The organism is Hydrogenophaga sp., from assembly GCF_030651625.1.
Classification (GTDB): Bacteria; Pseudomonadota; Gammaproteobacteria; order Burkholderiales; family Burkholderiaceae_C; genus Hydrogenophaga.
Genome location: NZ_JAUSCF010000002.1, coordinates 11,458 through 35,234 on the forward strand (window position 1 = coordinate 11,458; position 23,777 = coordinate 35,234).

Consider the following 23,777-nt stretch of genomic DNA (forward strand, 5'->3'; position numbering starts at 1 on the left):
GGGGGTGTTACGCAAATCCGCGCAGTTCGCGCAAAGCCACCGACACCGGGGCCAGGTCAGGCGTTTGTCCCGCGATGCTCTCTCGCATGGCATTGAGGCGTTCGATGGCCTTGGCATGGTTTTCCAGCCATTGCGCCAGGGGTTGCCGGCTGGACAGCAGCGACAGCGACATCTGCGCTGCGATGGAATACACGTCGTCTCTGGCGCTCGCGCGGGCCTGTGTCTGCCACAGAGATTCGGTGGGCAACTTGCCGATCTGCTGGCGCCAAAGCACGAGGCCAAGCGTCTGCTCGAGGGCGAAATACGTCCGAGCGGCCTGCTCCAGCGTGCAGTCGGCCTTGGCAGCCACGTCCACCAGATCCAGCACCGGGTATAGGTAGTCCAGCACCGTGAGGTCGTCGGCCAGCTGCACGTCCACCCCGGCCTCGGTCAGTCGTGTGCTGTCTGCCTTCCATTGCGCCAGGGCCGTGGCAGGCAGCCACTGGTCCACGTGCTGACGCAGCGTCAGGGCCGCTGGCTGGTAGTGCGCAATCATGCTCGGCAGATCACCCTGGCCCCGGTGACGCAGCATCCAGCGGCTGGCGCGCTGGGCAATGGCCGCCAACTGGGTCAGCAGGTTCAACTGCAAATCGGAACCGATGCGGTTGTCCAGTGCGTCGATGCGATCCCAGATCTGCTCCAGCCCAAACACCTCACGCGCCAGCGTGTAGGCGCTGACCACGTCGCTGGCTGTGCACGACGCCTCATTGGCCAGGAAGTTGACGAAGGTGGCCCCCACCCGGTTCACCACTGCGTTGGTCATGTAGGTTGCAATGATTTCCCGGCGCAGTGCATGGCGGCCGATGTATTCGCCAAAGCGTTCACCCAGTACTTTCGGAAAGTACATCTTCAGCACGCGAGCGTAGAAAGGATCGTCTGGCAGCGTGCTGGCGCACAACTCCTCGAACAGGTTCATCTTGGCGTAGGCCATCAGCACCGCGTTCTCTGGTCGCGTCAGGCCCTTGCCTTCGCGTTTGCGCCTGGCCAGCTCCTCGTCGCTGGGCAGGAACTCGATGGTTCTATTGAGCAGTCCCGTGCTTTCCAGCCAGCGCATCAGGCTTTGCTGCCCGTCCAGCAGGTATACGGGGCGTGCGGCGGCCAGTTCGATCTGCTGGGTCTGGTAATAGTTGTCCTGCAACACCAGCAAACCAACCTCGTCAGTCATGCTCGCCAGGAGCTCGTTGCGGCTGTCCAGCGTCAAGGCGCCAGCCTCCTGCACCGCGCCCACCAGGATCTTGATGTTGACCTCGTGATCCGAACAATCCACGCCGGCGGAGTTGTCGATCGCGTCGGTGTAGATCAGCCCCCCCGCTTGCGCAAATTCAATGCGGCCATTCTGCGTACAACCCAGGTTGCCACCCTCGCCGAACACCTTGCAACGCAGTTCGTTGCCGTTGACGCGAAACGCATCGCCGGCTTTGTCGCCCACCTGCGCATGGCTCTCAAAGCTGGCTTTCACATAGGTACCGATGCCACCGTTGTAGACCAGATCCACGGGCGCCTTGAGAATGGCGTTCAGAAGTTCGTTTGGCGCCATCTCGGTGGCCTCGGTGCCCAGAACGGCCCGCGCCTGCGGGCTCAGGCGAATGGATTTGGCGCTGCGGGGGAACACTCCGCCACCCTCGCTGATGAGTGACTTGTCGTAGTCTTCCCAGCTGGAGCGCGGCAGCTTGAACAGCCGTTCGCGCTCGGCATAACTGACAGCAACGTCCGGGTTGGGGTCGATGAACACATGGCGGTGATCGAACGCCAGCACCAGTTTGATCTGGGTCGACAGCAACATGCCATTGCCAAACACATCGCCCGACATGTCGCCGATGCCGGCCACGGTGAAGGGCTGGCTTTGCGTGTCCACACCCAGGCCACGGAAATGGCGCTTGACCGACTCCCAGGCCCCGCGTGCGGTGATACCCATCTTCTTGTGGTCGTATCCGACCGACCCTCCCGAAGCAAAGGCGTCGCCAAGCCAGAAACCATAGGCCGCACTCACGCTGTTGGCGATGTCGCTGAAGGTGGCTGTACCCTTGTCGGCCGCCACGACCAGATACGGATCGTCCTCATCATGGCGCACCACATCGGCGGGCGGCACCACGGCACCCTTGACCAGGTTGTCGGTGACATCGAGCAGACCCGAGAGGAAGGTCTTGTAGCAGGCCACGCCTTCGGCCAGATAGGCCTCACGGTCCGAGGCCGGTGGCGGATTCTTGAGCACGAAGCCACCCTTTGAACCTACTGGCACGATCACGGTGTTCTTCACCATCTGCGCCTTCACCAGGCCAAGGATTTCGGTGCGAAAGTCTTCGCGCCGGTCCGACCAGCGCAAGCCGCCACGCGCCACCTTGCCACCTCGCAGGTGCACACCTTCAACCCGGGGCGAGTACACCCATATCTCGAACAGTGGCTTGGGTTCGGGCATGCCGGGGATGCTGCGCGGGCTGAGCTTGAAACTCATGTGGTCGCGCCCCTTCTGGTAGGCGTTGGTGCGCAATGTGGCATTGATCGTTAACAGGAACTGACGCAGCACGCGGTCTTCTTCCAGACTGGCCACCTCCGCGAGCAATGCCTCAATCGCTTGCACCTTCTCGTCGGTTCGTTCCTGACGGCGGTCGGCTTCGGCTGGGTCGAATCGCAGCGCAAACAGCTCGAACAGGTTTTGCGCGATCTGCGGATTCCTGTTGAGCGTGTCTTCAATGTAGCTCTGACTGAAGGCAAAAACCAGTTGCTTGAAGTAGCGCACGTAGGCCCGCAGCACAGAGATGGCGCGCGCATTCAGATCCGTGGTCAACACCAGCCGGTTGAGCGCGTCGCTTTCCACTTCCTGGCGCCACACGGCATGAAACAACTCTTCAAAACGCGGCTTGAGTTCGGCCACATCCAGAGGATGGGAAAACGCCATGCCCCAGTCGTGGATCCAGTGGCCCTGGGGCGCAAAAAGATAGGGGTGTTCGTCCAGCACGCGGGCGCCCATGGCTTCCATCACCGGCATGGCATCGGACAAAGGGATCTTCTGCGTGGAGTAGGTTTTCAAGCGCACCTGGCCCTGGCGGTCGTACAGGTTCAGTGCCAGCGGCTGCTGTTCGCCCAGTTGGCTCAGGATGACCGCGTCCTGGGCGGCGGTCTCGGCATCGAAGTCTTCACGGTACGCCGTGGGGAATGCGTCCAGCAGGTCGCTCAACCTGGCCGCTCCCTTGCCATTGCGCGCCAGCAACACGGCATGCACGCCGTCGACCCAACGCTTGCATGCCTGGGCCACCTGTGCCTCCAGCTTGAACAGGTCCACGTCCTGCGGTAGCTGGCCCTTGGCCCGCACGATGTAGTGAATGCGCGCCAGGGCACTGTCGGTGAGCATGGGCGTGAATTCGACCGACTCCGCATCAAACGCCTCTGCCAGCAAGGCGCCCACCTTGACGCGCAGCTCTGTGGTGTACACATCGCGAGGCACATACACCAGCACCGAGGCCAGGCTGCCAAAAGCGCCGCGACGCGCGAACAGGCGCACCCGCTGTCGCTCCTGCAGACGCAAGATGCCAATGGCGTGTTGAGACAGCGTGTCCGGGTCAATCTGCAAGAGTTCGTCGCGCGGGTAGGTTTCCAGAATGGCCTGCATGGCCTTGTGAGCGTGGCTGCCCTTGACCACGCCTGCATCGTCCATGACCTTGGCCACGTGCTGACGCACCACCGGAATCTGCTCCACCGACGCGGCGTAAGCAGCAGCCGTGTAGAGGCCGAAGAAGCGGCTCTCACCCACCAGCTTGCCCGATGCGTCAAGGCGCTTCACGCTGATCGCGTCGAGCCAGGCGGGGCGATGCACGGTGGAACGCCGCATGGCCTTGGTCGAGAGTACAAGGACCGTGCTATCAAGGAAATGTTGCGGGGGCTGGCTGGGCAAAGCCTGTTCGCCGGCGTTCTTCAGCAAGCCCAACGCCGTACCGGGCACGGGTTCCAGCTGCTCACCATTGAATGCATAGTCTTCTGCCGCCAGAAAGGTGAAATGCCCCTGTTCCAGCCAGGTCAGAAAGGCCTTGGCTTCGTCGGCGCCCGGCGAATCCAGTGCCGTGAAGCTGGCATTGAGCACCTGCACGCGAGACAGCATGGCCCGCCAGTCCTGCACAGCACACCGAACATCGCGCAAAGTGTCTTCGATCCTCCGGCACAAGCCTTCGCCATCCGGATCCGAGGCGAGCCGGTCGCACTCCACCAGAATGCACGACACCATCTGCCCCTTTGCCGGTGCGTGATCCACCGCGCCTTCGATGCGTGTCACCTTGCCCGAGGCGTCTCGCGTCACGCTCAGCAAAGGATGGACAATCCAGTGCACTGTGCGACCGGTGCCGTTGACCGCCATGGTGACCGAATCAACCAGAAAAGGCAGATCAGGATGCACGATCTGCACCATGTTCGTCGCGGCATCCAGTGCATGATCGACGGGCTGTGTCAACAGTTGGACCCGCACCTCGTTGGCGGCTGACGCCTCCAGCAATGCCTGGTGTGCTTCTGCCATGAGCTTGAGCATGCCGGGATCGCGGTTGCGCATCTCGTCGGGGTCGGCAGCGGCAAAAAACAGTTCCTGAAAACTCGGTTTCATCGTTTTTATCCAGTCGGATGGGGTCAGGGAGAAGTCACTGAGCAGGTCTCAGGTCGCGCAAATTCTAGGAGCGAACAGTGCCTCCCAACCGGGTCAGTAGTGGATTGCATGGACCCATACCATGGCTTTATGCATGAAATGCATGGAGAAAGAAGTACGCCAACCGGAGCAGCCAAGGCCACGGTACCGCAAAAACCAGGTTTGGCAAACACGCTCCAGCAAGGGGCGGCATTCGCGCACTGGCGCATCCCATGCGTCTCTGCGCACGGCTGAAGGGGTGCTACTGCAGCGTTTCCTTGAGCGGTGGAAGATCGGGCAGTGGCAGGACCTCGATGCCCTCCTCGATCAAGGCAAGCGCTTCTTCCGGACTGGCGCGTCCCCTGATGCTTCGCTGATCGATCTCTCCCTGATGCATGGCCCGTGCTTCGTCGGCAAAGCGCTCACCCACGTCTTCGGTATGGGCGAGCACATGGCGCATCGCCATGAGCATTTGCGTCTGCAACGTCGTTTGCGCGCCTCTGGCCTGCACCGCCTGCTTCTGTAACGGATCCGGACTGGAACCTTCGGGCTCGCGCGCCGCACCCAGATTCAACCGGGGCGCCGAAAGCATCTTGTGCACCTGTGCATCGCCACACATGGGGCACGTGACCAGGCCGTCCGCCAACTGGTCACCGAAATCGCGCTCAGAAGCGAACCAGCCTTCAAAGCTGTGCTGCCGAGAACACTGCAGGTCAAGAACCTTCATGGGGCGGATTATCCGGCAGAGGCATGGCTGGATCTGCCGACCAGTCCAGTGCCCAGGCGCCTTGCAGCACTTGTTGCAACCACAAAGTGCCAACCAGGGTCTTGCCATCGACCACTTCGCCATTGCGGCACCACGCATGCAGTTGGTTCGGTGTGGCAGTGATCACGTCGAGAAATTCGCCCTCATCCAGTTTGCGTTCTCCCAGGCTCAATCCGCGAGCGAACCAGATATCGATAAGCTCATTCGAATAGGCAACGGTGGGAGCGAGGCGCCCTGCAAAAGCCCATTCTCTGGCGCTGTAGCCGGTTTCTTCCCGCATTTCACGTCGGGCGCAGGCCAGGCTGCCCTCCCCTGCATCCAGTTTGCCGGCAGGAAACTCGATCATCACGCGCTGCATCGGGTGGCGGTACTGGCGCTCCAGCACCACCTGGCCATCGTCAAGCAGACCAACCACCATCACAGCACCGGGGTGCAGCACGTATTCCCGCGTGGCATCGCGACCACTGGGCAAACGCACCGCATCACGCACCACGTGCAAGAAATGACCATTCAGCAGCTCGGTGCGATCGAGCGTGGTCTCTCGCAGATGGTCATCGCTGCCCATGGGTAAGTCACTCATTCAGATGGGTCTGGTAGGAAGGAGGTGGCGCAAGGCGACGTGGAGGTGTTGTCAGTACTTTCCGGAGCGGACTGCCCCCCATCCAGCGACACCCAGGATCCGGCTCTGCCGGTCCGAAGGTGTGCCCCCTTGAGGGGGTGGCGCAAAGCGACGCGGGGGTGCTTCATGTTCTCCGCTTGAACAGGTAGCGGTAGACAAAACCCGGGAAAGCAAGTGTCAGGAACAAGGCTCCCGTGGTGGCGTAAAACTCCCACCCTTGCGGGGAGATCTGACCAGCGTATTGCTCAAGTGCCAGACCGACCGCCCCCACCAGCAAATAACAAACGAACAGTTCGGCAGCGCGCATCCCCAAGGTCTTGGGATTGGCGCGCGGTATCACAGCCAGCCAACGGTCATTCAAAAATGGGATATTCGCGGCCACGAGCGCGGCCAGCAGCACCAGCCAGATAGAGGTTTGATGGGTCATGGTGGGACGTTCGACTGAACCTGGGGCAGTGAGTTCACCCCGATGATCAAACGCATCTTCAGATAAACAGCGTGGAAACCGCCTGCGCACACAAGGTCATCAATCCCCCGGGCACGATGCCCAGCAAGAGCACAAGGGCACCATTGATCGAGAGCACGGAGCGTGCGTCTGCGCCCGCGACGATTTCTGCGGTCTGGGTAGCTGCGTCAAAGTACATCACCTTGACCACGCGAAGGTAGTAGAAAGCACCTACCAGCGACATCAACACCGCAAACACCGCAAGGCCGATGTAGAAAGCGCCGCTGGACGCCAGCAATGCCTGCAGCACCGAGAGTTTGGCGTAGAAGCCCACCAGCGGCGGCACGCCAGCCAGGGAAAACATGCAGATCGCCATCACGCCGGCATACAACGGACTGCGCTGATTCAGGCCTGCGAGGTCACTGATGTTTTCCGACTCAAAACCGTCGCGTGACAGCAGCAGAATCACACCGAAAGCGCCCAGCGTGGTCAATACATAGGTGACCACGTAAAACATCGACGATCCGTAAGCGTTGGCCATGTTGCCGGTATCCCCATCGACCACACCCGCGAGCAGGCCCAGCAACATGAACCCCATCTGGGCGATGGTGGAGAAGGCCAGCATGCGCTTGAGGTTGGTCTGTGCAATGGCCGCCAGGTTGCCCACCAGCAATGAGGCCACAGCGAGCACGCCAAGCATCTGTTGCCAGTCGAACGCCAGCGGCAACATGCCTTCAACGAGCAAGCGGATGACGATGGCAAAGGCCGCCAGCTTGGGCGCACCACCAATCATCAGTGTGATCGCGGTGGGCGCACCGTGGTAAACATCTGGCACCCACATGTGGAAGGGCACCACGCCCAGTTTGAAGGCCAGGCCCGCAACCACAAACACCAGGCCCAGCACCAGCACCTGACTCGAGCCCTTGAGCGTGGCTTCGCCACCTGCAATCGCCTGCATCACCGTCGACAGGTCCAGCGAGCCGGTCGCGCCGTACACCATGGACAGGCCGTAGAGCAAAAAGCCGCTGGCCAGGGCGCCGAGCACGAAGTACTTCATGGCGGCTTCGGTGGCCTGCACGTCATCGCGCCGCAACGCCACCAGCGCATAGCTGGAGAGCGTCAACAATTCCAGCCCAAGGTAGATCACCAGGAAATTGTGGCCCGAGATCATGACGAACATGCCCAGCAGCGCAAACAGCGCAAGGGTGAACATTTCACCGCCGCGCAACATGTCTCGCGCACCTGCATAGGTCCGGCCATACACGAGTGTGACCATCACGGCCAGTGCAGCGAAGCACTTGAGCCAGTTGCCCATGGGATCGCTGACGACCATGCCACCCCATCCCATGATGGTGATGCCCGTGCTGGCGTAGTAACCCTGCAGCACCGCCACGACCGCCAGGGTCAGCAATGTCAGTACGTAGGTGGCGCCGCGCAGCGGACTCTTGACGGCGAGGTCCAGCAACGCGATCACGCAGGCCATCACCAGCAACAGGATTTCAGGGTAAGCCGCGACCCAGCTGAGGTTGTCAATCATGTAAGCGCTCTCTTGCATTTTGCTGGTCACGGAATCAGTTCAGTTTGGAGATGGCCACGTGGCGCAGCAATTCGGCGACCGAGGCGTCCATCACATCGGTGAAGGGCTTGGGATACACGCCCATGAACAGCACGGCAATGGCCAGCACAGCCATGACGAGGAATTCACGCGCATTGATGTCGGTCAACCCCTTGACGTTGTCGTTGGCCGGCGCACCCAGGTACACCCGTTTGAACATCCACAGCGAATAAGCAGCGCCAAAGATCAGCGCCGACGCGGCGCCCATACCAATCCAGAAATTCGCTTTGACGGCCGACAGGATCACCATCCACTCACCGACAAACCCGGCCGTGCCCGGTAAACCTGCGTTCGCCATCACGAACAGCAGCGCAAATGCGGTGAAATTGGGCATGGTGTTGACCACACCACCGTAGTCGGCAATCTCACGGGAGTGCACGCGGTCGTAGAGCACGCCGATGGCCAGGAACATGGCGGCCGACACAAAACCGTGGGCGATCATCTGCACGATACCGCCCGCCATGCCGAGATCATTGAAGACGAAGAAGCCCAAGGTGACGAAACCCATGTGGGCCACCGACGAATACGCCACCAGCTTTTTCATGTCCTGCTGCACCATGGCCACCAGACCCACGTAGATCACCGCCACCAGCGACAGCGCAATCATCAGCCAGGCCCATTCGTGAGAGGCATCCGGCAGGATCGGCATCGAGAAACGCAGGAAACCATAAGCCCCGAGCTTGAGCATGATGGCGGCCAGCACAGCCGATCCGCCGGTGGGTGCCTCGACGTGCACATCCGGCAACCAGGTGTGCACGGGCCACATCGGCACCTTGACCGCAAAAGCCGCGAAGAAGGCGAAGAAAAGCAGTGTCTGCGCCGTGCTGCTCAGCGGCAACTGGTACCAGTCGGCCAGAGCGAAACTGCCTGCCGATTCGGTGTAGAGGTAGATGAGCGCCACCAGCATCAACAGGGAGCCCAGCAGCGTGTAAAGGAAGAACTTGAACGCGGCGTAGATCTTGTTGGGGCCGCCCCAGATACCAATGATCAGGTACATCGGGATCAGCGTGGCCTCAAAGAACACGTAGAACAGCATCGCATCCTGCGCACTGAACACACCGATCATGAGGCCCGAGAGAATCAGGAAGGCGCCCATGTACTGGTTGACACGCTGCGTGATGGACTCCCAGCTGGCAACCACCACCACCACATTGATGAAGGCCGTCAGCAACACCAGCCAGAGCGATATGCCATCCACACCCAGGTGGTAGTGCACATTGAATCGCTCAATCCAGGTGGCCTTCTCCACAAACTGCATGCTCGCCGTGCCCAGCTCGAAGCCGGCGTAGAGCGGCACGGTCACAGCCAGTCCGGCGATGGCGCCCACCAGCGCCATCCAGCGCACCATGTGTGCCTGATCGTCACGGCCCAACGCCAGCAGCACGACGCCAAAAAATACCGGCGTCCAGATCGCAAGGCTCAACAAACCCATCTTGTTCTTCCTCTTATTTGGCGAGCCAGACGAAATACGTCATGAACAGCAGCACGCCCACGATCATTACCAGCGCATAGTGGTACAGGTAACCGGTCTGCGCGCGGCGCACCACGGACGACACCAGCCCCACCAGCTTCCAGCTGGCGTTGACCACCCCTCCTTCGATGACCCCTCTGTCACCACCCTTCCACAAGCCAAGCCCGAGCCCGCGTGCCCCACGTGCCAGCACGTTCTCGTTGAACCAGTCCATGTAGTACTTGTTCTCGAGGATCGTCACGACGGGGCGCAGCGCACGGCCAATGGCCGCTGGCAGTGCCGGGTTCACCAGGTACATGTACCAGGCCGTGATCGCACCTGCCAGCGCCAGGTAGAGCGGTGGCGTGAAGAAGGCGTGGCTGACCATGGCGAGAGGGCCATGGAAGATCTCGGCGAACTTGACCATCGCCGGATGGATTTCGGTGTTGATGTAGATCGCATCAGCAAAGAAGCTGCCAAAAACCATGGGCTGGATCGTCATGTAGCCGATGACGACCGATGGGATGGCCAGCAGCAACAAGGGCACGGTGACCACCCAGGGCGACTCGTGCGGCTTGCCGTCGCCATGTCCGTGGTCGTCATGGTGACCATGGTCATCGTCATGGTGCGCTTCCGGATTCTGGTCGTAGCGCTCCTTGCCATGGAAAACCAGGAAATACAGACGGAACGAATAGAAGGAGGTGACAAACACACCGGCCAGCACTGCGAAGTAGGCAAAGCCCGAGGCTGGCAATGCGCTGAAATACACCGCCTCGATGATGCTGTCCTTGGAGTAGAAGCCTGAGAAAAATGGCGTGCCGATCAAGGCCAGCGTGCCCAGCAGAGACGTGATCCATGTGATGGGCATGTATTTGCGCAAACCACCCATCCAGCGGATGTCCTGGTTGTGGTGCATGCCGATGATCACGGAGCCCGCTGCCAGAAACAGCAGCGCCTTGAAGAAGGCGTGCGTCATCAAGTGGAACACCGCCACCGAATAGGCGGAAGCGCCCAGTGCCACGGTCATGTAACCCAGTTGGGACAAGGTCGAGTAGGCCACCACACGCTTGATGTCGTTCTGGATGATGCCCAGAAAACCCATGAACAGCGCGGTGATGGCACCGATCACCATGATGAAGTTCAGCGCCGCATCAGACAGCTCGAACACCGGCGACATGCGGGCCACCATGAAGATGCCCGCCGTGACCATGGTGGCCGCGTGAATCAGCGCCGAAATGGGGGTGGGACCTTCCATGGAGTCGGGCAGCCATACGTGCAGAGGAAACTGGGCCGATTTGCCCATGGCGCCAATGAACAGGCACACACCGATCACGGTTACGAGCAGCCACTCCGTACCCGGGAAGAGAACGGTGCTGAGCTCCGGGATCTTCGTGAAGATCTCCGTGTAGTTCAGCGTGCCCGTGTAGGCCACGATCAGGCCAATGCCGAGGATGAAGCCAAAGTCGCCCACCCGGTTGACCAGGAAAGCCTTCATGTTGGCGAAGATGGCCGTGGGCTTGTTGAACCAGAACCCGATCAGCAGGTAGGACACCAGGCCCACGGCTTCCCAGCCAAAGAAGAGCTGCAGCAGGTTGTTGCTCATGACGAGCATGAGCATCGAGAAGGTGAAGAGCGAGATGTAGGCGAAGAAGCGGTTGTAGCCGGCGTCTTCCTCCATGTAGCCAATGGTGTAGATGTGCACCATGAGCGAAACGAAGGTCACCACGCACATCATCATGGCGGTCAGACCGTCCACCATGAAACCGATTTCCATCTTCAGGCCGCCCACCACCATCCATTCATAGATGGTCTGGTTGAAGCGGGCACCACCGATCACGTCCTTGAGCGTCATTGCCGACAGGATGAAGGCCAGCAGCACACCCAGGATGGTGAAGGTGTGGGAGGCACGGCGCCCGATCACGTTGCCGCCAAACGTGGTGCCCAGGATGCCGGCCAACGCGGCCCCGACCAGGGGGGCCAGCGGGATGGCCAGCAGGGTGCTTGCAGAAAGGGTGGAGCTCATCGTTGTGGTGTCTCGTCTGAATCGGGCTTCAACCCTTGAGGGTGTTGATTTCTTCGACGCTGATGGACGATTTGTTCCTGAACAGCAGCATCAGGATTGCAAGGCCAATGGCCGACTCGGCCGCTGCCACCGTCAGGATGAAGAACACGAAGACCTGGCCGTGCATGTCACCCAGGAAATGCGAGAAAGCCACAAAATTCATGTTCACGGCGAGCAACATCAACTCGATCGCCATGAGCAGGACGATCAGGTTTTTGCGGTTCAGGAAAATGCCGATGACCGAGAGGGCAAAGAGGATCGCGCCCACGGAAAGAAAGTGTCCCAGCGTGAGGCTCATGCCTTGCCCTCCTCGGTGGCAGCCGCGTCAGAGGCAGGCGCCTGTTTTTGAGTCGCTGCCATGGGCACCACCACCAGGCGGTCGCCCGCACGCACATGCACCTGCAGGCCAGGGTTGATGGCCTTGCTGTCCTTGCGCTGGCGCAGGGTCAGCGCAATAGCGGCGATCATGGCCACGAGCAGGATCACCGCAGCCACCTCAATGGGGTACAGGTACTCGGTGTAGAGCAACAAACCCAGTTCGCGGGTGTTGGAATAGTCGGCCGCGTTGACGCCCACGCCCGCCGCATCCGGACTGGCAGACACGGAAGGAAAGCCGACCCAGAGCACGGCGATCAGTTCGGCCGCAACCAGAGCACCCAGGATTGCCGCGAGCGGAAAGTGCTTCCAGAATCCCTGGCGCATCGAATCCATGTTGATGTCGAGCATCATCACCACAAACAGGAACAGCACCATCACCGCCCCCAGGTAGACCAGCACCAGCGTGATACCAAGAAACTCGGCTTTAAGCAGCAACCAGAGGGCTGCCGCCTGAGAAAAAGCCAGCATCAGGAAAAGCACTGCGTGCACAGGGTTGCGCGCAGTGATCACGCGGAAGGCTGCAAAAAGCAGCACGGCCGCGAACAGATAGAAGAAGCCGGTCTGGTAGTCCATAGAGGGGGTCTGGCTGGATGCGCGGGGCGATTTCGCAGGTGGGGTGTCGCTGAACGGTCAACGGTATCTGGCGTCAGCCGCCTTGGCCGCAGCGATCTCTGGCTCGTATCGGTCACCGACGGCCAGCAACATCTCTTTGGTGAAGTAAAGGTCGCCCCGCTTTTCACCGTGGTATTCAAGGATGTGGGTTTCCACGATCGCATCCACCGGGCAGGCTTCTTCGCAGAAGCCGCAGAAAATGCATTTGGTCAGGTCGATGTCGTAGCGCGTGGTGCGACGGGTGCCGTCTTCGCGCTGGTCGGATTCGATGGTGATGGCCACGGCCGGGCACACGGCTTCGCACAGCTTGCAGGCAATGCAGCGCTCTTCACCGTTTTCGTAGCGGCGCTGGGCATGCAGGCCACGGAAACGCGGCGACAGCGGCGTTTTCTCTTCTGGAAACTGCACTGTGATCTTGCGACGCAAGGCATAGCGCCCGGTCAGGGCCATGCCCTTGACCAGTTCGACCAGCAGAAAGCTCTTGAAAAAATCGCGGAACGAGAACGGTGCGACAACCGCTGGCGATGCGGCTGTGGAGGCGGTGGTGGTAGACATGATCGGTCGCCCTGCTTAGTTCCAGATATTCCAGGACGTCTGCATCAGGCCGCCAACCAGCAGCAACCAGATGAGGGTCACGGGAATGAAAATCTTCCAACCCAGACGCATGATCTGGTCGTACCGGAAGCGCGGGAAGGTGGCTCGGATCCAGATGAACATGGACACCACCACAAAGGTCTTGAGACCCAGCCAGATCCAGCCGGGCACCCAGTTGAAAACGGCGCTGTCCACAGGCGGCAACCAGCCACCCAGGAACATCAGCACGCCCAGGATGGAGACCAGCCACATGCTGGCGTACTCGGCCAGGAAAAAGATGGCGAAGCCCATGCCGGAGTACTCCACCATATGGCCGGCCACGATCTCGGCCTCGCCCTCGACCACGTCGAACGGGTGACGGTTGGTTTCGGCCACACCGGAGATCAGGTACACCACGAAGATGGGCAGCAGCGGCAGCCAGTTCCACGACAGGAAGTTCAGCCCCATGTCGGCGCCCATACCGCGCGCTTGCGACGCGACGATTTCGCCCAGGTGCAGACTGCCAGCGGTCATGACCACCACCAGGAAACAGAAACCGATGGCGATCTCGTAGCTCACCATCTGCGCCGATGCGCGCAACGCTCCCAGAAAGGCGTATTTGGAGTTGGACGCCCAGCCCGCAATGATCACGCCGTAAACCTCGATCGACGTGATGGCCAGAATCACCAGCAGCCCGGCATTCACGTTGGCCAGGATGGCATCGGGCCCGAAAGGCACCGCCACCCACGCGGCCAGCGCCGGCATGATGGCCATGATGGGCCCGAGGCGGAACAGACCGTTGCTGGCGGCCGTGGGGCGAATCATTTCCTTGGTCAGCAGCTTGACCGCATCGGCAATCGGCTGCAGCAGACCAAACGGGCCCACGCGGTTGGGGCCATGGCGCACTTGCATGAAACCCAGCAGCTTGCGCTCCCAGAGCGTGAGGTAGGCCACGGCGCCCATCAACGGCGCAAGCACCGCCACGATCTTGACCAGGATCCACAGCACAGGCCATGCGGCCGTTGTCCACCACGGCGCTGCGATCAGGCCCAGCCCGCCGTTGTACATCGCATCGATCATGCTGCCACCTCTCCCGATGAGACCTTGCCATCGCGGCCGTCGGATGTGATTTGCAAGGCGGGCGCGCGGCGCACCAGACCATCGAGCTGGTAAATGGACGCCACGCAGGGCACACGAGCGGCGGGCGCCAGATCGGGCACCACGCTGCCGGCGTTGTCCAGGCGCATGACATCCACGAACGCACCCGAAGCCACGCCGGGCAATGCCTCGGCAAGCACCGCCTGTGAAGAATCGGCATCAAAACCGCCCAGGCCCAACAGATTTCCCAGCACCCGCAGCACCTTCCACGCGGGTCGGGTCTCGCCCAAGGGCTTGACCACGGCATGGAAACTTTGCAGTCGCCCTTCGGCGTTGACGAACGAGCCGGACGTTTCGGTGAACGGCGCAATGGGCAGCAGCACATCGCTGAACTCAAGGTTGGTCTTGAAAGGGCTCAGTGTGACAACCATGCCGGCCGACGCCAGGTCTTTTGCTGAAGCGGCTGAATCGCGGCCAGGTTCTGTGTTCAGGAGCAACACGGCCTTGAGCGCACCGCCCAGCATTTGGGCGACATTCAGTCCGCCACGCCCTGGTACGGCACCCACAAGTTGTGCACCGACCGTGTTGGCGGCCTCACTCAGGTAACCCACGGTGGCACCCGTGTGTTCGGCAATCCAGTTGGCGAGCGACAGCAGGCTGGCCGCTTTCTCGTGGTGAGCGGCTGCATTGCCAAGCAGCACGGCTTTGCGCTCACCGCCCAGCAGTGACTTGGCAATCGCACGCGCTTCGTCGCGCACCTCTTCGACAGCCACTGGCGCCTGAACACCGGCTTCAGCAGCCACGGCCGCTGCAATACCGGCTAGCTCGCTCACCCACCGGCGGCTGTCGTTGACAATGCGCTGAGCCAAGGGCATGGCCCAATCGGCCGAGTTGTCGTTCAGCAGGTGAACCACCCCGCCCTTGCGCACCGCCTGACGGATGCGCTGGGCAAACAGGGGGTGGTCCTTGCGAAGGTTCGAACCCACCACCAGCACACGCTGCAGGCCCGCCAGGGCCTCAATGGGCATGCCCAGCCAGCGTGCATGGCCTGCGACAGCGGCGCGGTTATCGGAGTCGGCGTGGCGCAATCTCGAGTCGATGTTTTCCGATCCCAGGCCACGCACGAAAGCACCGGCCAGCGCCAACTCTTCAACCGTGCTGTGAGGGCTGGCAATCAAGCCAATGGCTTCGGCGCCGTGGTCGGTCTTGACCTGCCTGAGGCCGTTGGCCACGTATTCCAGGGCCGTCTGCCAGTCCACCGTCTTCCAATCGCCGCCTTGTTTGAGCATGGGCGCTGTCAGGCGGTCTTCACTGTTCACGGCCTCATAGGAAAAGCGATCACGATCAGCGATCCAGCATTCGTTGACGGCCTCGTTTTCCAGGGGCACGACGCGCATCACCCGGTGGTTCTTGACCTGGATGATGAGGTTGGCGCCAGTGGAATCGTGTGGGCTCACCGACTTGCGCCGTGACAGTTCCCAGGTGCGTGCCTGATAACGGAACGGCTTGCTGGTTAGCGCACCGACCGGGCAGATGTCGATCATGTTGCCCGAGAGTTCGGAATCAACAGTTTCGCCGATGAAGGTTTCGATCTCGGCGTGTTCACCGCGATGCGACATGCCGAGTTCCATCACGCCGGCCACTTCCTGGCCAAAGCGCACGCAGCGCGTGCAGTGGATGCAGCGGCTCATCTCTTCCATCGAGATCAGCGGGCCCACATCCTTGTGGAACACCACACGCTTTTCCTCTTCGTAGCGCGAACCCGAACTGCCGTAACCCACGGCCAGATCCTGTAACTGGCACTCGCCACCCTGGTCGCAAATGGGGCAATCGAGCGGATGGTTGATCAGAAGGAACTCCATCACCGACTGCTGGGCCTTGATGGCCCTGTCACTTTTGGTGCGCACGATCATGCCCTGGGTGACCGGCGTGGCGCAGGCCGGCATGGGCTTGGGTGCCTTCTCCACGTCCACGAGACACATGCGGCAATTGGCCGCGATGGACAACTTTTTGTGATAGCAGAAGTGAGGTATGTAGGTGCCAGCCTTCTCGGCCGCATGCATGACCATGCTGCCAGTGGGCACCTCCACCTTCTTGCCGTCGAGTTCGATTTCAACCATGTTTCTTCCGATACCGATGTCAGACCACTGCCGGAGCTTCTGGCCTTGTCCCGGCGTCGGCCCGGATCATGGCCTCGAACTCGGGCCTGAAATGCTTGATCATGGCGCGCACCGGCATGGCCGCAGCATCGCCCAGGGCGCAGATGGTGCGGCCCATGATGTTCTCAGCCACGTTGTCCAGCAATGCCATGTCGGCAGGGCGACCGTCACCCCGGTGAATGCGGTCCACCAGCCGCCACAGCCAGCCCGTGCCTTCGCGGCAGGGCGTGCACTGGCCACAGCTTTCGTGCATGTAGAAATAGGACAGACGTTTGAGGGATTCGACCATGCAGCGCGAATCGTCCATGACGATCACCGCCCCCGAACCCAGCATGGACCCGGCCTTGGCGATGGAGTCGTAGTCCATCGTGCAATTCATCATGATGTGCGCAGGCAGCACCGGCGACGAAGAGCCGCCCGGGATCACGGCCTTGAGCTGGCGTCCCTTGCGCACACCGCCTGCGAGTTCGAGCAGCTTGGCGAAGGGGGTGCCCATGGGCACTTCGTAGTTGCCGGGCAATTCGACATCGCCGCTGACCGAATAGATCTTGGTGCCACCGTTGTTGGGCTTGCCGCACTCCAGGTAGGCCTGGCCACCATTGCGGATGATCCATGGCACCGCCGCGAAGGTTTCGGTGTTGTTGATCGTGGTCGGTTTGCCATACAGGCCGAAGCTCGCAGGAAACGGTGGCTTGAAACGGGGCTGGCCCTTCTTGCCCTCCAGCGATTCGAGCAAGGCGGTTTCTTCGCCGCAGATATATGCACCAAAGCCGTGGAATGCATGCAACTGGAAGTTGAAACCACTGCCCAGCACCTTGTCACCCAGATACCCGGCGGCTCGTGCTTCTTCCAGCGCGGCTTCGAAGCGCTCGTACGCCTCGAAAATCTCGCCGTGGATGTAGTTGTAACCCACTGAAATGCCCATGGCATAGGCGGCGATCGCCATACCCTCGATGACGATGTGCGGGTTGTACAAAAGAATGTCGCGATCCTTGCAGGTCCCGGGTTCGCCTTCGTCGGAGTTGCACACCAGGTACTTCTGACCGGGGAACTGCCGTGGCATGAAACTCCACTTCAGTCCAGTAGGAAAACCGGCGCCACCGCGGCCGCGCAACGCAGAATCCTTGACCGTTGCAATGACCTGATCCTGTGTCAGGCCCTCGCCGCCGTCCTGCCCCAGAACCTTTCGCAAGGCCTGATAGCCGCCTCGGGCCTCATAGTCCCTGAGCGACCAGTTGCTTCCATCCAGTCCCGCATAAATCTGGGGATTGATGTGGCGATCGTGAAAACAGGTCTGCACGCCGGTGGCGCGAAACTGGGACATCACTTGCTCTGCATTCATGCTCTGCCCTCCGAAGCACTCAAGCCATCGATGAGCTGGTCGAGCTTTTCGTGGCTCATGAAGCTGCACATGTGGCGGTCATTGACCAGCATCACAGGCGAATCGGCACACGCACCCAGGCATTCGCTCTGCTGCAAAGTGAACATGCCGTCAGGCGTCGTTTCACCCATCGCGATCCCCAGCTTCTCTTCCAGGTACGCAAGGGCCTTGCCGCCATCCCGCAACTGGCAAGGCAGGTTGGTGCACACGTTGAGCTTGAACTTGCCCACCAGGCGCTGGTTGTACATGTTGTAGAAGGTGGTCACCTCGTGCACGGCCATGGGCGCCATCCCGAGGTAATTGGCAATCGCCTTCTCCGCTTCCAGACTCACGAACCCGTGCTCTTGCTGGGCAATGGCCAGACAGGCCATGACCGCCGACTGCGCCTGGTCGGCCGGGTACTTCGCCACTTCGCGCGCGAAACGCTGCAACGTTTCTTCGGACAGCAAGGGCGACCTCACGGGTGGGTTGACTGATGTCATCGGTCAATCTCTCCAAAAACAATGTCCATGGTGCCGATGATGGCAACGGCATCGGCCAACATGTGGCCTGTGGCCATCTCGTCCATGGCGGACAGGTGCGCGAAGCCGGGCGCGCGAATCTTCAGGCGGTAGGGCTTGTTCGCGCCGTCGCTGACCAGGTAAATACCAAACTCGCCCTTGGGGTGCTCCACCGCCGCGTAGGCCTCGCCTTCAGGCACATGGAAGCCCTCTGTAAAGAGCTTGAAGTGGTGGATCAGCTCTTCCATGCTCGACTTCATCGATTCACGGGAAGGTGGCGCCACCTTGTGGTTGTCGGTGATCACGGGGCCGGGGTTCACCCGCAGCCAGTCCACACACTGCTTGATGATGCGGTTGGACTGCTTCATCTCTTCCATGCGCACTAGGTAGCGGTCGTAGGTGTCGCCGGTCTTGCCCACGGGGATATCGAATTCCATGCGGTCGTACACGTCGTAAGGCTGCTTCTTCCGCAGATCCCAGGCAATGCCGGAACCACGCAGCATCGGACCGGTCATGCCCAGATTGAGTGCGCGTTCTGGCGTGACCACGCCAATGCCCACGGTGCGCTGCTTCCAGATGCGGTTGTCGGTCAACAGGGTGTGGTATTCGGCGAGGTAGGTCGGGAAACGCTGCGTGAAATCGTCTATGAAGTCCAGCAAAGAACCCTGGCGATTGGCGTTCATTTCCGCCATGGCGCGCGCGTTGCGGATCTTGCTGTACTGATATTGCGGCATGCTGTCGGGCAGGTCGCGGTACACACCGCCCGGGCGGAAATACGCAGCGTGCATGCGAGCGCCAGACACGGCCTCATACATGTCGAAAAGGTCTTCGCGCTCACGGAACGCGTAGATCAGGATGGTGGAACTGCCGCAATCGTTGCCATGCGAGCCCAGCCACATCAGGTGGTTGAGCAGGCGCGTGATCTCGCTGAACATCACACGGATGTACTGCGCACGGATGGGCACCTCGATGCCCAGTAGCTTTTCAATCGCCAGGCAGTACGCGTGCTCGTTGCACATCATCGACACGTAGTCCAGCCGGTCCATGTAAGGCAGCGACTGGATGAAGGTCTTGTGCTCGGCCAGTTTCTCGGTGGCGCGATGCAGCAGACCGATGTGTGGGTCGGCGCGTTGCACCACCTCGCCGTCAAGTTCGAGCACCAGACGAAGCACACCGTGAGCGGCAGGGTGCTGCGGACCAAAGTTCAGGGTGTAGTTTTTTATCTCTGCCATGTCACTTGTCCAACACGCTGGTCATCAGCCTCGCCATGGCCGAGAGCGAGCCATATTCAGGGCACCCGTGGAACCGGCTTGGCCGGGCCACAGGGTGCGTCGCCCTCCAAGCCGAAGGCGCAAGAGAGGGGGAAGACGCGAAGCGGCGCAGGGGGTGCTTCACTTCAGGCCTCCGTAGTTGTCCTCACGAATCACACGAGGCGTCACCTCTCGCGGCTCGATGGTGACTGGCTCGTAGATCACCCGCTGGCGCTCTGCGTCGTAGCGCATTTCCACATGGCCCGATAGCGGGAAGTCCTTGCGGAAAGGATGGCCGATGAAACCGTAGTCGGTCAGGATGCGTCGCAAATCGTCATGGCCTTCGAACACAATGCCATACAGGTCGAAGGCTTCGCGCTCATACCAGTTTGCCCCGGCCCAGACCGACGTGACCGACGACAACACGGGGAACTCATCTTCATCGCAGAAGACGCGCACCCGGACGCGGTGGTTGTGCGTGATCGAAAGCAGATGCACCACCGTCGCAAAACGAGGGCCTTCCCAGCGACCTTCTCCGTAAGTGGAGTAGTCCATGCCGCAGAGGTCAATCAATTGCTCGAACCTGAGCTGCGGCGCATCGCGAAGCTGCTGCATGACCGACAGGTAATCGGCAGCCCCTACTGTGAGCGTCACCTCTTCACGTTCCACACGAATGGTCTGTGCGCGCTCGCCCAGACAGTCGGCAAGCACCGTCTTCAACACATCAGGATTTACAGCAAACTCGCTCATGAAAACCGTCTTTCTTGGACTGGCCGTCTGCGTCGACGCTCAGGCGCGCGCAATGGTGTTGGTGCGACGGATCTTCTGCTGCAACTGGATGATGCCGTAGAGCAGCGCTTCCGCCGTGGGTGGGCACCCAGGCACGTAGACGTCAACCGGGACGATGCGATCGCAACCGCGAACCACGGAGTAGCTGTAGTGGTAGTAACCGCCGCCATTGGCGCAAGAGCCCATGGAAAGCACCCAGCGAGGCTCGGCCATCTGGTCGTATACCTTGCGCAATGCAGGCGCCATCTTGTTGCAAAGCGTGCCAGCCACGATCATCAGGTCGGACTGCCGCGGGCTGGCCCGAAACACCTCCGAACCGAAGCGCCCGATGTCGTATCGCGCTGCGGCCGCATGCATCATTTCGACCGCACAGCAGGCCAGTCCAAAGGTCATGGGCCACAGCGAGCCGGTCTTGGCCCAGTTCACCACCGAGTCGTAGCTGGTGGTGACAAAACCTTCCTTGAATACGCCTTCAATCATGTACCACTCCGAAGCTTTGACTCACCTTGCCCACACTCATTCCCAATCCAGCGCACCCTTCTTCCATTCGTAGGCAAAGCCCACCGTGAGAATGGCCAGAAAGACCACACCAGCCAGGAAGCCGGTCATGCCGATGTCCGAGAAGGCAACCGCCCAGGGAATCAGAAAAGCTATTTCGAGGTCGAACAGGATGAAGAGAATGGCCACGAGGTAGTAGCGCACGTCGAACTTCATTCGGGCATCTTCAAAGGCTTCGAAGCCACATTCGTAGGGAGAGTTTTTTTCTGCATCCGGTCGATTGGGACCAAGGATGTAACCCAAGACCTGGGGAATGATCCCAATGGCAATGCCGACCAGTATGAAGAGGAGCACGGGGAGGTACTGATCGAGACTCATCTGGGATATGTCCACTGACATGGCTGGGCGCCATGTTTGCCTAAGATTGGTGCCGACGGCGAGACTCGAACTCGCACAGCTTTCGCCACTACCCCCTCAAGATAGCGTGTCTACCAATTTCACCACGTCGGCTGCGCCTGCATTGACGGCGCACGAGGAACGGTGTGCACCTTGCTGACAACTCTTAGAGTTTACCCTGAAACACCCCCTCTTTTTGGGATGGTTCGAGCCTTTTTCAGTCGAAGAATGGGCTCTTGCAGGTGGCTGCAGAGCTCGCGCCGGGCATCGCCCGTTGCGAGCTCCAATCCCAGGAAAACCGACTATTTGCCAGGAATCTGTGCGGCGCCAGCATCAGTACCAGCAGGGTTCGCCGGCGTCACAGGTGGCGGAACATCCCTCGCAGGCGGTGCGTCACCCACGCCTGGAATCTGCTGCGACGGCACCACGACGCCTTCGAGCACACTGCCCGAACTCGGTGCCTCACGCAGGTTGCCGAAGTAGGCCAGTCCCAATGTGCACCCCAAGAACACAGCCGCCAGTACGCCCGTCGTGCGCGACAGGAAGTTGGCTCCTCCGGATGCACCAAAAAGACTGGCAGAACCAGCACCGCCGCCGCCGAAAGCCGCTCCGGCATCGGCGCCTTTGCCATGCTGCATCAGGATCAATCCGATCATGACCAGGGCAGACAGAATCTGCACTGCCAAGAGGAGGGTCAACACTACGTTCATCTTCAACTCCAGAAACTGTGCGCCACCAACAGCGACGCAGGGGATAAGGGACTCAGCGGGCGACCGCAGCAATGCTCAGAAAATCGGGTGCCTTGAGAGAGGCGCCACCAATCAGGCCGCCATCAATGTCGACTTGCGACAGCAGGCTCGCAGCATTGGAGGCGTTCATGCTGCCTCCGTAAAGGATGCGCACCCGCTCAGGGTGTTCGGTCGCGGCGGCCAACTGCACGCGCAACACCGAATGCACATGCTGCGCCTGCTCGGGTGAAGCCGTCTTGCCCGTGCCAATGGCCCAGACGGGTTCGTAGGCAACCACGATTTCGCTGGTGCAATGGGCGACGGCGTGAATCACTGCCGCCAGCTGTCGCTTGACCACCCCCTCGGTTTGGCCCGCTTCGCGCTCTGCCAGCGTTTCGCCCACGCAGACGATGGGCGTGATGCCCGCAGCCAGGGCACGCTGTGCCTTGGTGGCCACCAGCGCATCGGTTTCACCGTGGTACTGCCTGCGTTCGGAGTGACCGACGATGACGTAGCGGCAACCGAAATCCTTCAGCATGGCGGCGCTCACCTCGCCGGTGTACGCGCCCAGTTCATGAGCTGAAACGTCCTGCGCACCCAAGGCGAGCTTCGCACCTATGAGCAAATGCTGCACCTGGGCAAGGTAGGGCGCAGGCACACACAGGGCCAGTTCGGCCACCGGCTCCTCTGAGCCGATCCCGGCGAGCATGGCACTGACCAGGGCTTCGTTCGCGACGAGCGAGCCATTCATCTTCCAGTTGCCAGCAATGAGTTTTTTCATTTGAATTGCTCCTGGGCAAAGCCACGTCCGCTCAGGACCACGACAGCACCAGTTTGCCAATATGGCGATTCGATTCCATCAGTTCGTGGGCGGCTGCCGCATGCTCGGCTTGAAACACCTGGTGAATCACCGGTTTGATGGCGCCACTGGCCAGCAACGGCCACACCCTCTCGCGCAGCGACCGGGCAATGGCAGCTTTGAAGGCCACCGGACGTGGACGCAAGGTGGAACCGGTGATGGTCAGGCGGCGACGCAGCACCATACCCGCATTGATTTCTGCCTTGATGCCGCCTTGCACCGCAATGATCACCAGTCGCCCGTCTTCGGCCAGGCAATCGAGTTCGCGCGCCACATAGGCACCTGCCACCATGTCGAGCACCACGTTGACGCCTTGACCCTCGGTGAGATCGGCCACGGCGCGCACGAAGTCCTGCGTCTTGTAGTTGATGGCGTGATCGGCACCAAGCGCCAGGCAGGCAGCGCATTTTTCGTCGCTGCCGGCAGTGGCAATGACCCTTGCCCCCAACGCCTTCGCCATCTGGATCGCGGTGACACCAATACCGCTGGTGCCTCCCTGGATCAACAGCGTTTCCCCTGACTGAAGGCGAGCCCGATCGAACACGTTGCTCCAGACGGTGAAGAACGTCTCGGGCAACGAAGCCGCCGCGATATCGTCCAGACCATCCGGGATGGGCAGGCATTGCTCTACCGGCGCCACGCAATAAGCGGCATACCCACCACCCGCCACCAGCGCACACACCCTGTCGCCGATATTGAAACCGGCCGAAGCCATTGCAGCCTCGTCTCCGGACTCGATCACGCCCGCCACCTCCAGACCCGGGATGTCGGAGGCACCCGGCGGAACGGGGTAATTGCCGGTGCGTTGCAGCACGTCGGGGCGGTTCACGCCCGATGCACTCACGCGGATCAGCACTTCGCCCACCCCAGGCTCCGGCATGGGCCGCTCGGCCATGCGCAAAACCTCGGGTGCACCGAAAACGCTGATTTCGACGGCTCTCATGCCTGACCTTGTCA

At 60.9% G+C, this 23,777-nt stretch carries 21 protein-coding genes and 1 tRNA gene; all 22 read right to left on the bottom strand.

Features of this window, described 5'->3' with window-relative positions:
• Positions 1–7 precede the first annotated feature (7 nt).
• The 22 genes from Q7V46_RS00420 to Q7V46_RS00525 all read right to left on the bottom strand — a co-directional run bounded on the left by Q7V46_RS00420 (position 8) and on the right by Q7V46_RS00525 (position 23,763).
• On the bottom strand, positions 8–4,624 hold the full coding sequence (locus Q7V46_RS00420) for an NAD-glutamate dehydrogenase (protein WP_304911524.1): 4,617 nt from the start codon (positions 4,622–4,624) through the stop codon (positions 8–10).
• 280 nt (positions 4,625–4,904) lie between these two features.
• Positions 4,905–5,369, bottom strand: coding sequence for a DUF1178 family protein (locus tag Q7V46_RS00425; protein ID WP_304911525.1), 465 nt, complete (start codon positions 5,367–5,369; stop codon positions 4,905–4,907).
• Positions 5,356–5,988, bottom strand: a complete 633-nt coding sequence (locus Q7V46_RS00430; protein WP_304911526.1) for an NUDIX domain-containing protein — start codon at positions 5,986–5,988, stop codon at positions 5,356–5,358. The genes Q7V46_RS00425 and Q7V46_RS00430 overlap by 14 nt, the downstream gene beginning before the upstream one ends.
• A 163-nt stretch (positions 5,989–6,151) precedes the next feature.
• Positions 6,152–6,454, bottom strand: a complete 303-nt coding sequence (locus Q7V46_RS00435) for a DUF2818 family protein (RefSeq protein ID WP_304911527.1) — start codon at positions 6,452–6,454, stop codon at positions 6,152–6,154.
• A 58-nt stretch (positions 6,455–6,512) separates the two neighbouring features.
• Positions 6,513–8,009: an NADH-quinone oxidoreductase subunit NuoN gene (gene nuoN / locus Q7V46_RS00440; RefSeq protein ID WP_304911528.1), complete on the bottom strand. Its 1,497-nt coding sequence runs from the start codon at positions 8,007–8,009 to the stop codon at positions 6,513–6,515.
• A 34-nt stretch (positions 8,010–8,043) separates the two neighbouring features.
• The gene (locus Q7V46_RS00445; RefSeq protein WP_304911529.1) at positions 8,044–9,519 is read right to left on the bottom strand and encodes an NADH-quinone oxidoreductase subunit M; all 1,476 of its coding nucleotides are present in this window, start codon (positions 9,517–9,519) and stop codon (positions 8,044–8,046) included.
• A 13-nt stretch (positions 9,520–9,532) separates the two neighbouring features.
• Complete coding sequence (nuoL, locus tag Q7V46_RS00450; protein ID WP_304911530.1) at positions 9,533–11,560, bottom strand: NADH-quinone oxidoreductase subunit L; 2,028 nt, start codon at positions 11,558–11,560, stop codon at positions 9,533–9,535.
• 28 nt (positions 11,561–11,588) lie between these two features.
• On the bottom strand, positions 11,589–11,897 hold the full coding sequence (gene nuoK, locus Q7V46_RS00455; RefSeq protein WP_304911531.1) for an NADH-quinone oxidoreductase subunit NuoK: 309 nt from the start codon (positions 11,895–11,897) through the stop codon (positions 11,589–11,591).
• Positions 11,894–12,550, bottom strand: a complete 657-nt coding sequence (locus tag Q7V46_RS00460; protein ID WP_304911532.1) for an NADH-quinone oxidoreductase subunit J — start codon at positions 12,548–12,550, stop codon at positions 11,894–11,896. The genes nuoK and Q7V46_RS00460 overlap by 4 nt, the downstream gene beginning before the upstream one ends.
• A 57-nt stretch (positions 12,551–12,607) precedes the next feature.
• On the bottom strand, positions 12,608–13,144 hold the full coding sequence (gene nuoI, locus Q7V46_RS00465; protein WP_304911533.1) for an NADH-quinone oxidoreductase subunit NuoI: 537 nt from the start codon (positions 13,142–13,144) through the stop codon (positions 12,608–12,610).
• 15 nt (positions 13,145–13,159) lie between these two features.
• The gene (nuoH, locus tag Q7V46_RS00470; RefSeq protein ID WP_304911534.1) at positions 13,160–14,242 is read right to left on the bottom strand and encodes an NADH-quinone oxidoreductase subunit NuoH; all 1,083 of its coding nucleotides are present in this window, start codon (positions 14,240–14,242) and stop codon (positions 13,160–13,162) included.
• Positions 14,239–16,380, bottom strand: coding sequence for an NADH-quinone oxidoreductase subunit NuoG (gene nuoG / locus Q7V46_RS00475; RefSeq protein WP_304911535.1), 2,142 nt, complete (start codon positions 16,378–16,380; stop codon positions 14,239–14,241). The genes nuoH and nuoG overlap by 4 nt, the downstream gene beginning before the upstream one ends.
• Positions 16,381–16,399: 19 nt before the next feature.
• Positions 16,400–17,761, bottom strand: a complete 1,362-nt coding sequence (gene nuoF, locus Q7V46_RS00480) for an NADH-quinone oxidoreductase subunit NuoF (protein ID WP_304911536.1) — start codon at positions 17,759–17,761, stop codon at positions 16,400–16,402.
• Positions 17,758–18,282 carry an NADH-quinone oxidoreductase subunit NuoE gene (gene nuoE, locus Q7V46_RS00485; RefSeq protein ID WP_370690242.1) on the bottom strand — a complete coding sequence of 175 codons (525 nt, stop codon included), beginning with the start codon at positions 18,280–18,282 and terminating at the stop codon, positions 17,758–17,760. The genes nuoF and nuoE overlap by 4 nt, the downstream gene beginning before the upstream one ends.
• Positions 18,279–19,532 carry an NADH-quinone oxidoreductase subunit D gene (locus Q7V46_RS00490; protein WP_304911537.1) on the bottom strand — a complete coding sequence of 418 codons (1,254 nt, stop codon included), beginning with the start codon at positions 19,530–19,532 and terminating at the stop codon, positions 18,279–18,281. The genes nuoE and Q7V46_RS00490 overlap by 4 nt, the downstream gene beginning before the upstream one ends.
• 159 nt (positions 19,533–19,691) lie before the next feature.
• Positions 19,692–20,300, bottom strand: coding sequence for an NADH-quinone oxidoreductase subunit C (locus tag Q7V46_RS00495; protein WP_304911538.1), 609 nt, complete (start codon positions 20,298–20,300; stop codon positions 19,692–19,694).
• 39 nt (positions 20,301–20,339) lie between these two features.
• The gene (locus Q7V46_RS00500; protein WP_304841957.1) at positions 20,340–20,819 is read right to left on the bottom strand and encodes an NADH-quinone oxidoreductase subunit B family protein; all 480 of its coding nucleotides are present in this window, start codon (positions 20,817–20,819) and stop codon (positions 20,340–20,342) included.
• 36 nt (positions 20,820–20,855) lie between these two features.
• Positions 20,856–21,215 carry an NADH-quinone oxidoreductase subunit A gene (locus Q7V46_RS00505; protein ID WP_304911539.1) on the bottom strand — a complete coding sequence of 120 codons (360 nt, stop codon included), beginning with the start codon at positions 21,213–21,215 and terminating at the stop codon, positions 20,856–20,858.
• Between the two features lie 47 nt (positions 21,216–21,262).
• A tRNA-Leu gene (locus Q7V46_RS00510) sits at positions 21,263–21,347 on the bottom strand.
• A 188-nt stretch (positions 21,348–21,535) separates the two neighbouring features.
• Positions 21,536–21,943, bottom strand: a complete 408-nt coding sequence (secG, locus tag Q7V46_RS00515; RefSeq protein ID WP_304911540.1) for a preprotein translocase subunit SecG — start codon at positions 21,941–21,943, stop codon at positions 21,536–21,538.
• 52 nt (positions 21,944–21,995) lie between these two features.
• Positions 21,996–22,742 carry a triose-phosphate isomerase gene (tpiA, locus tag Q7V46_RS00520; RefSeq protein WP_304911541.1) on the bottom strand — a complete coding sequence of 249 codons (747 nt, stop codon included), beginning with the start codon at positions 22,740–22,742 and terminating at the stop codon, positions 21,996–21,998.
• Positions 22,743–22,773: 31 nt separating this feature from the next.
• The gene (locus tag Q7V46_RS00525) at positions 22,774–23,763 is read right to left on the bottom strand and encodes an NAD(P)H-quinone oxidoreductase (protein WP_304911542.1); all 990 of its coding nucleotides are present in this window, start codon (positions 23,761–23,763) and stop codon (positions 22,774–22,776) included.
• Between the last annotated feature and the right edge of the window lie 14 nt (positions 23,764–23,777).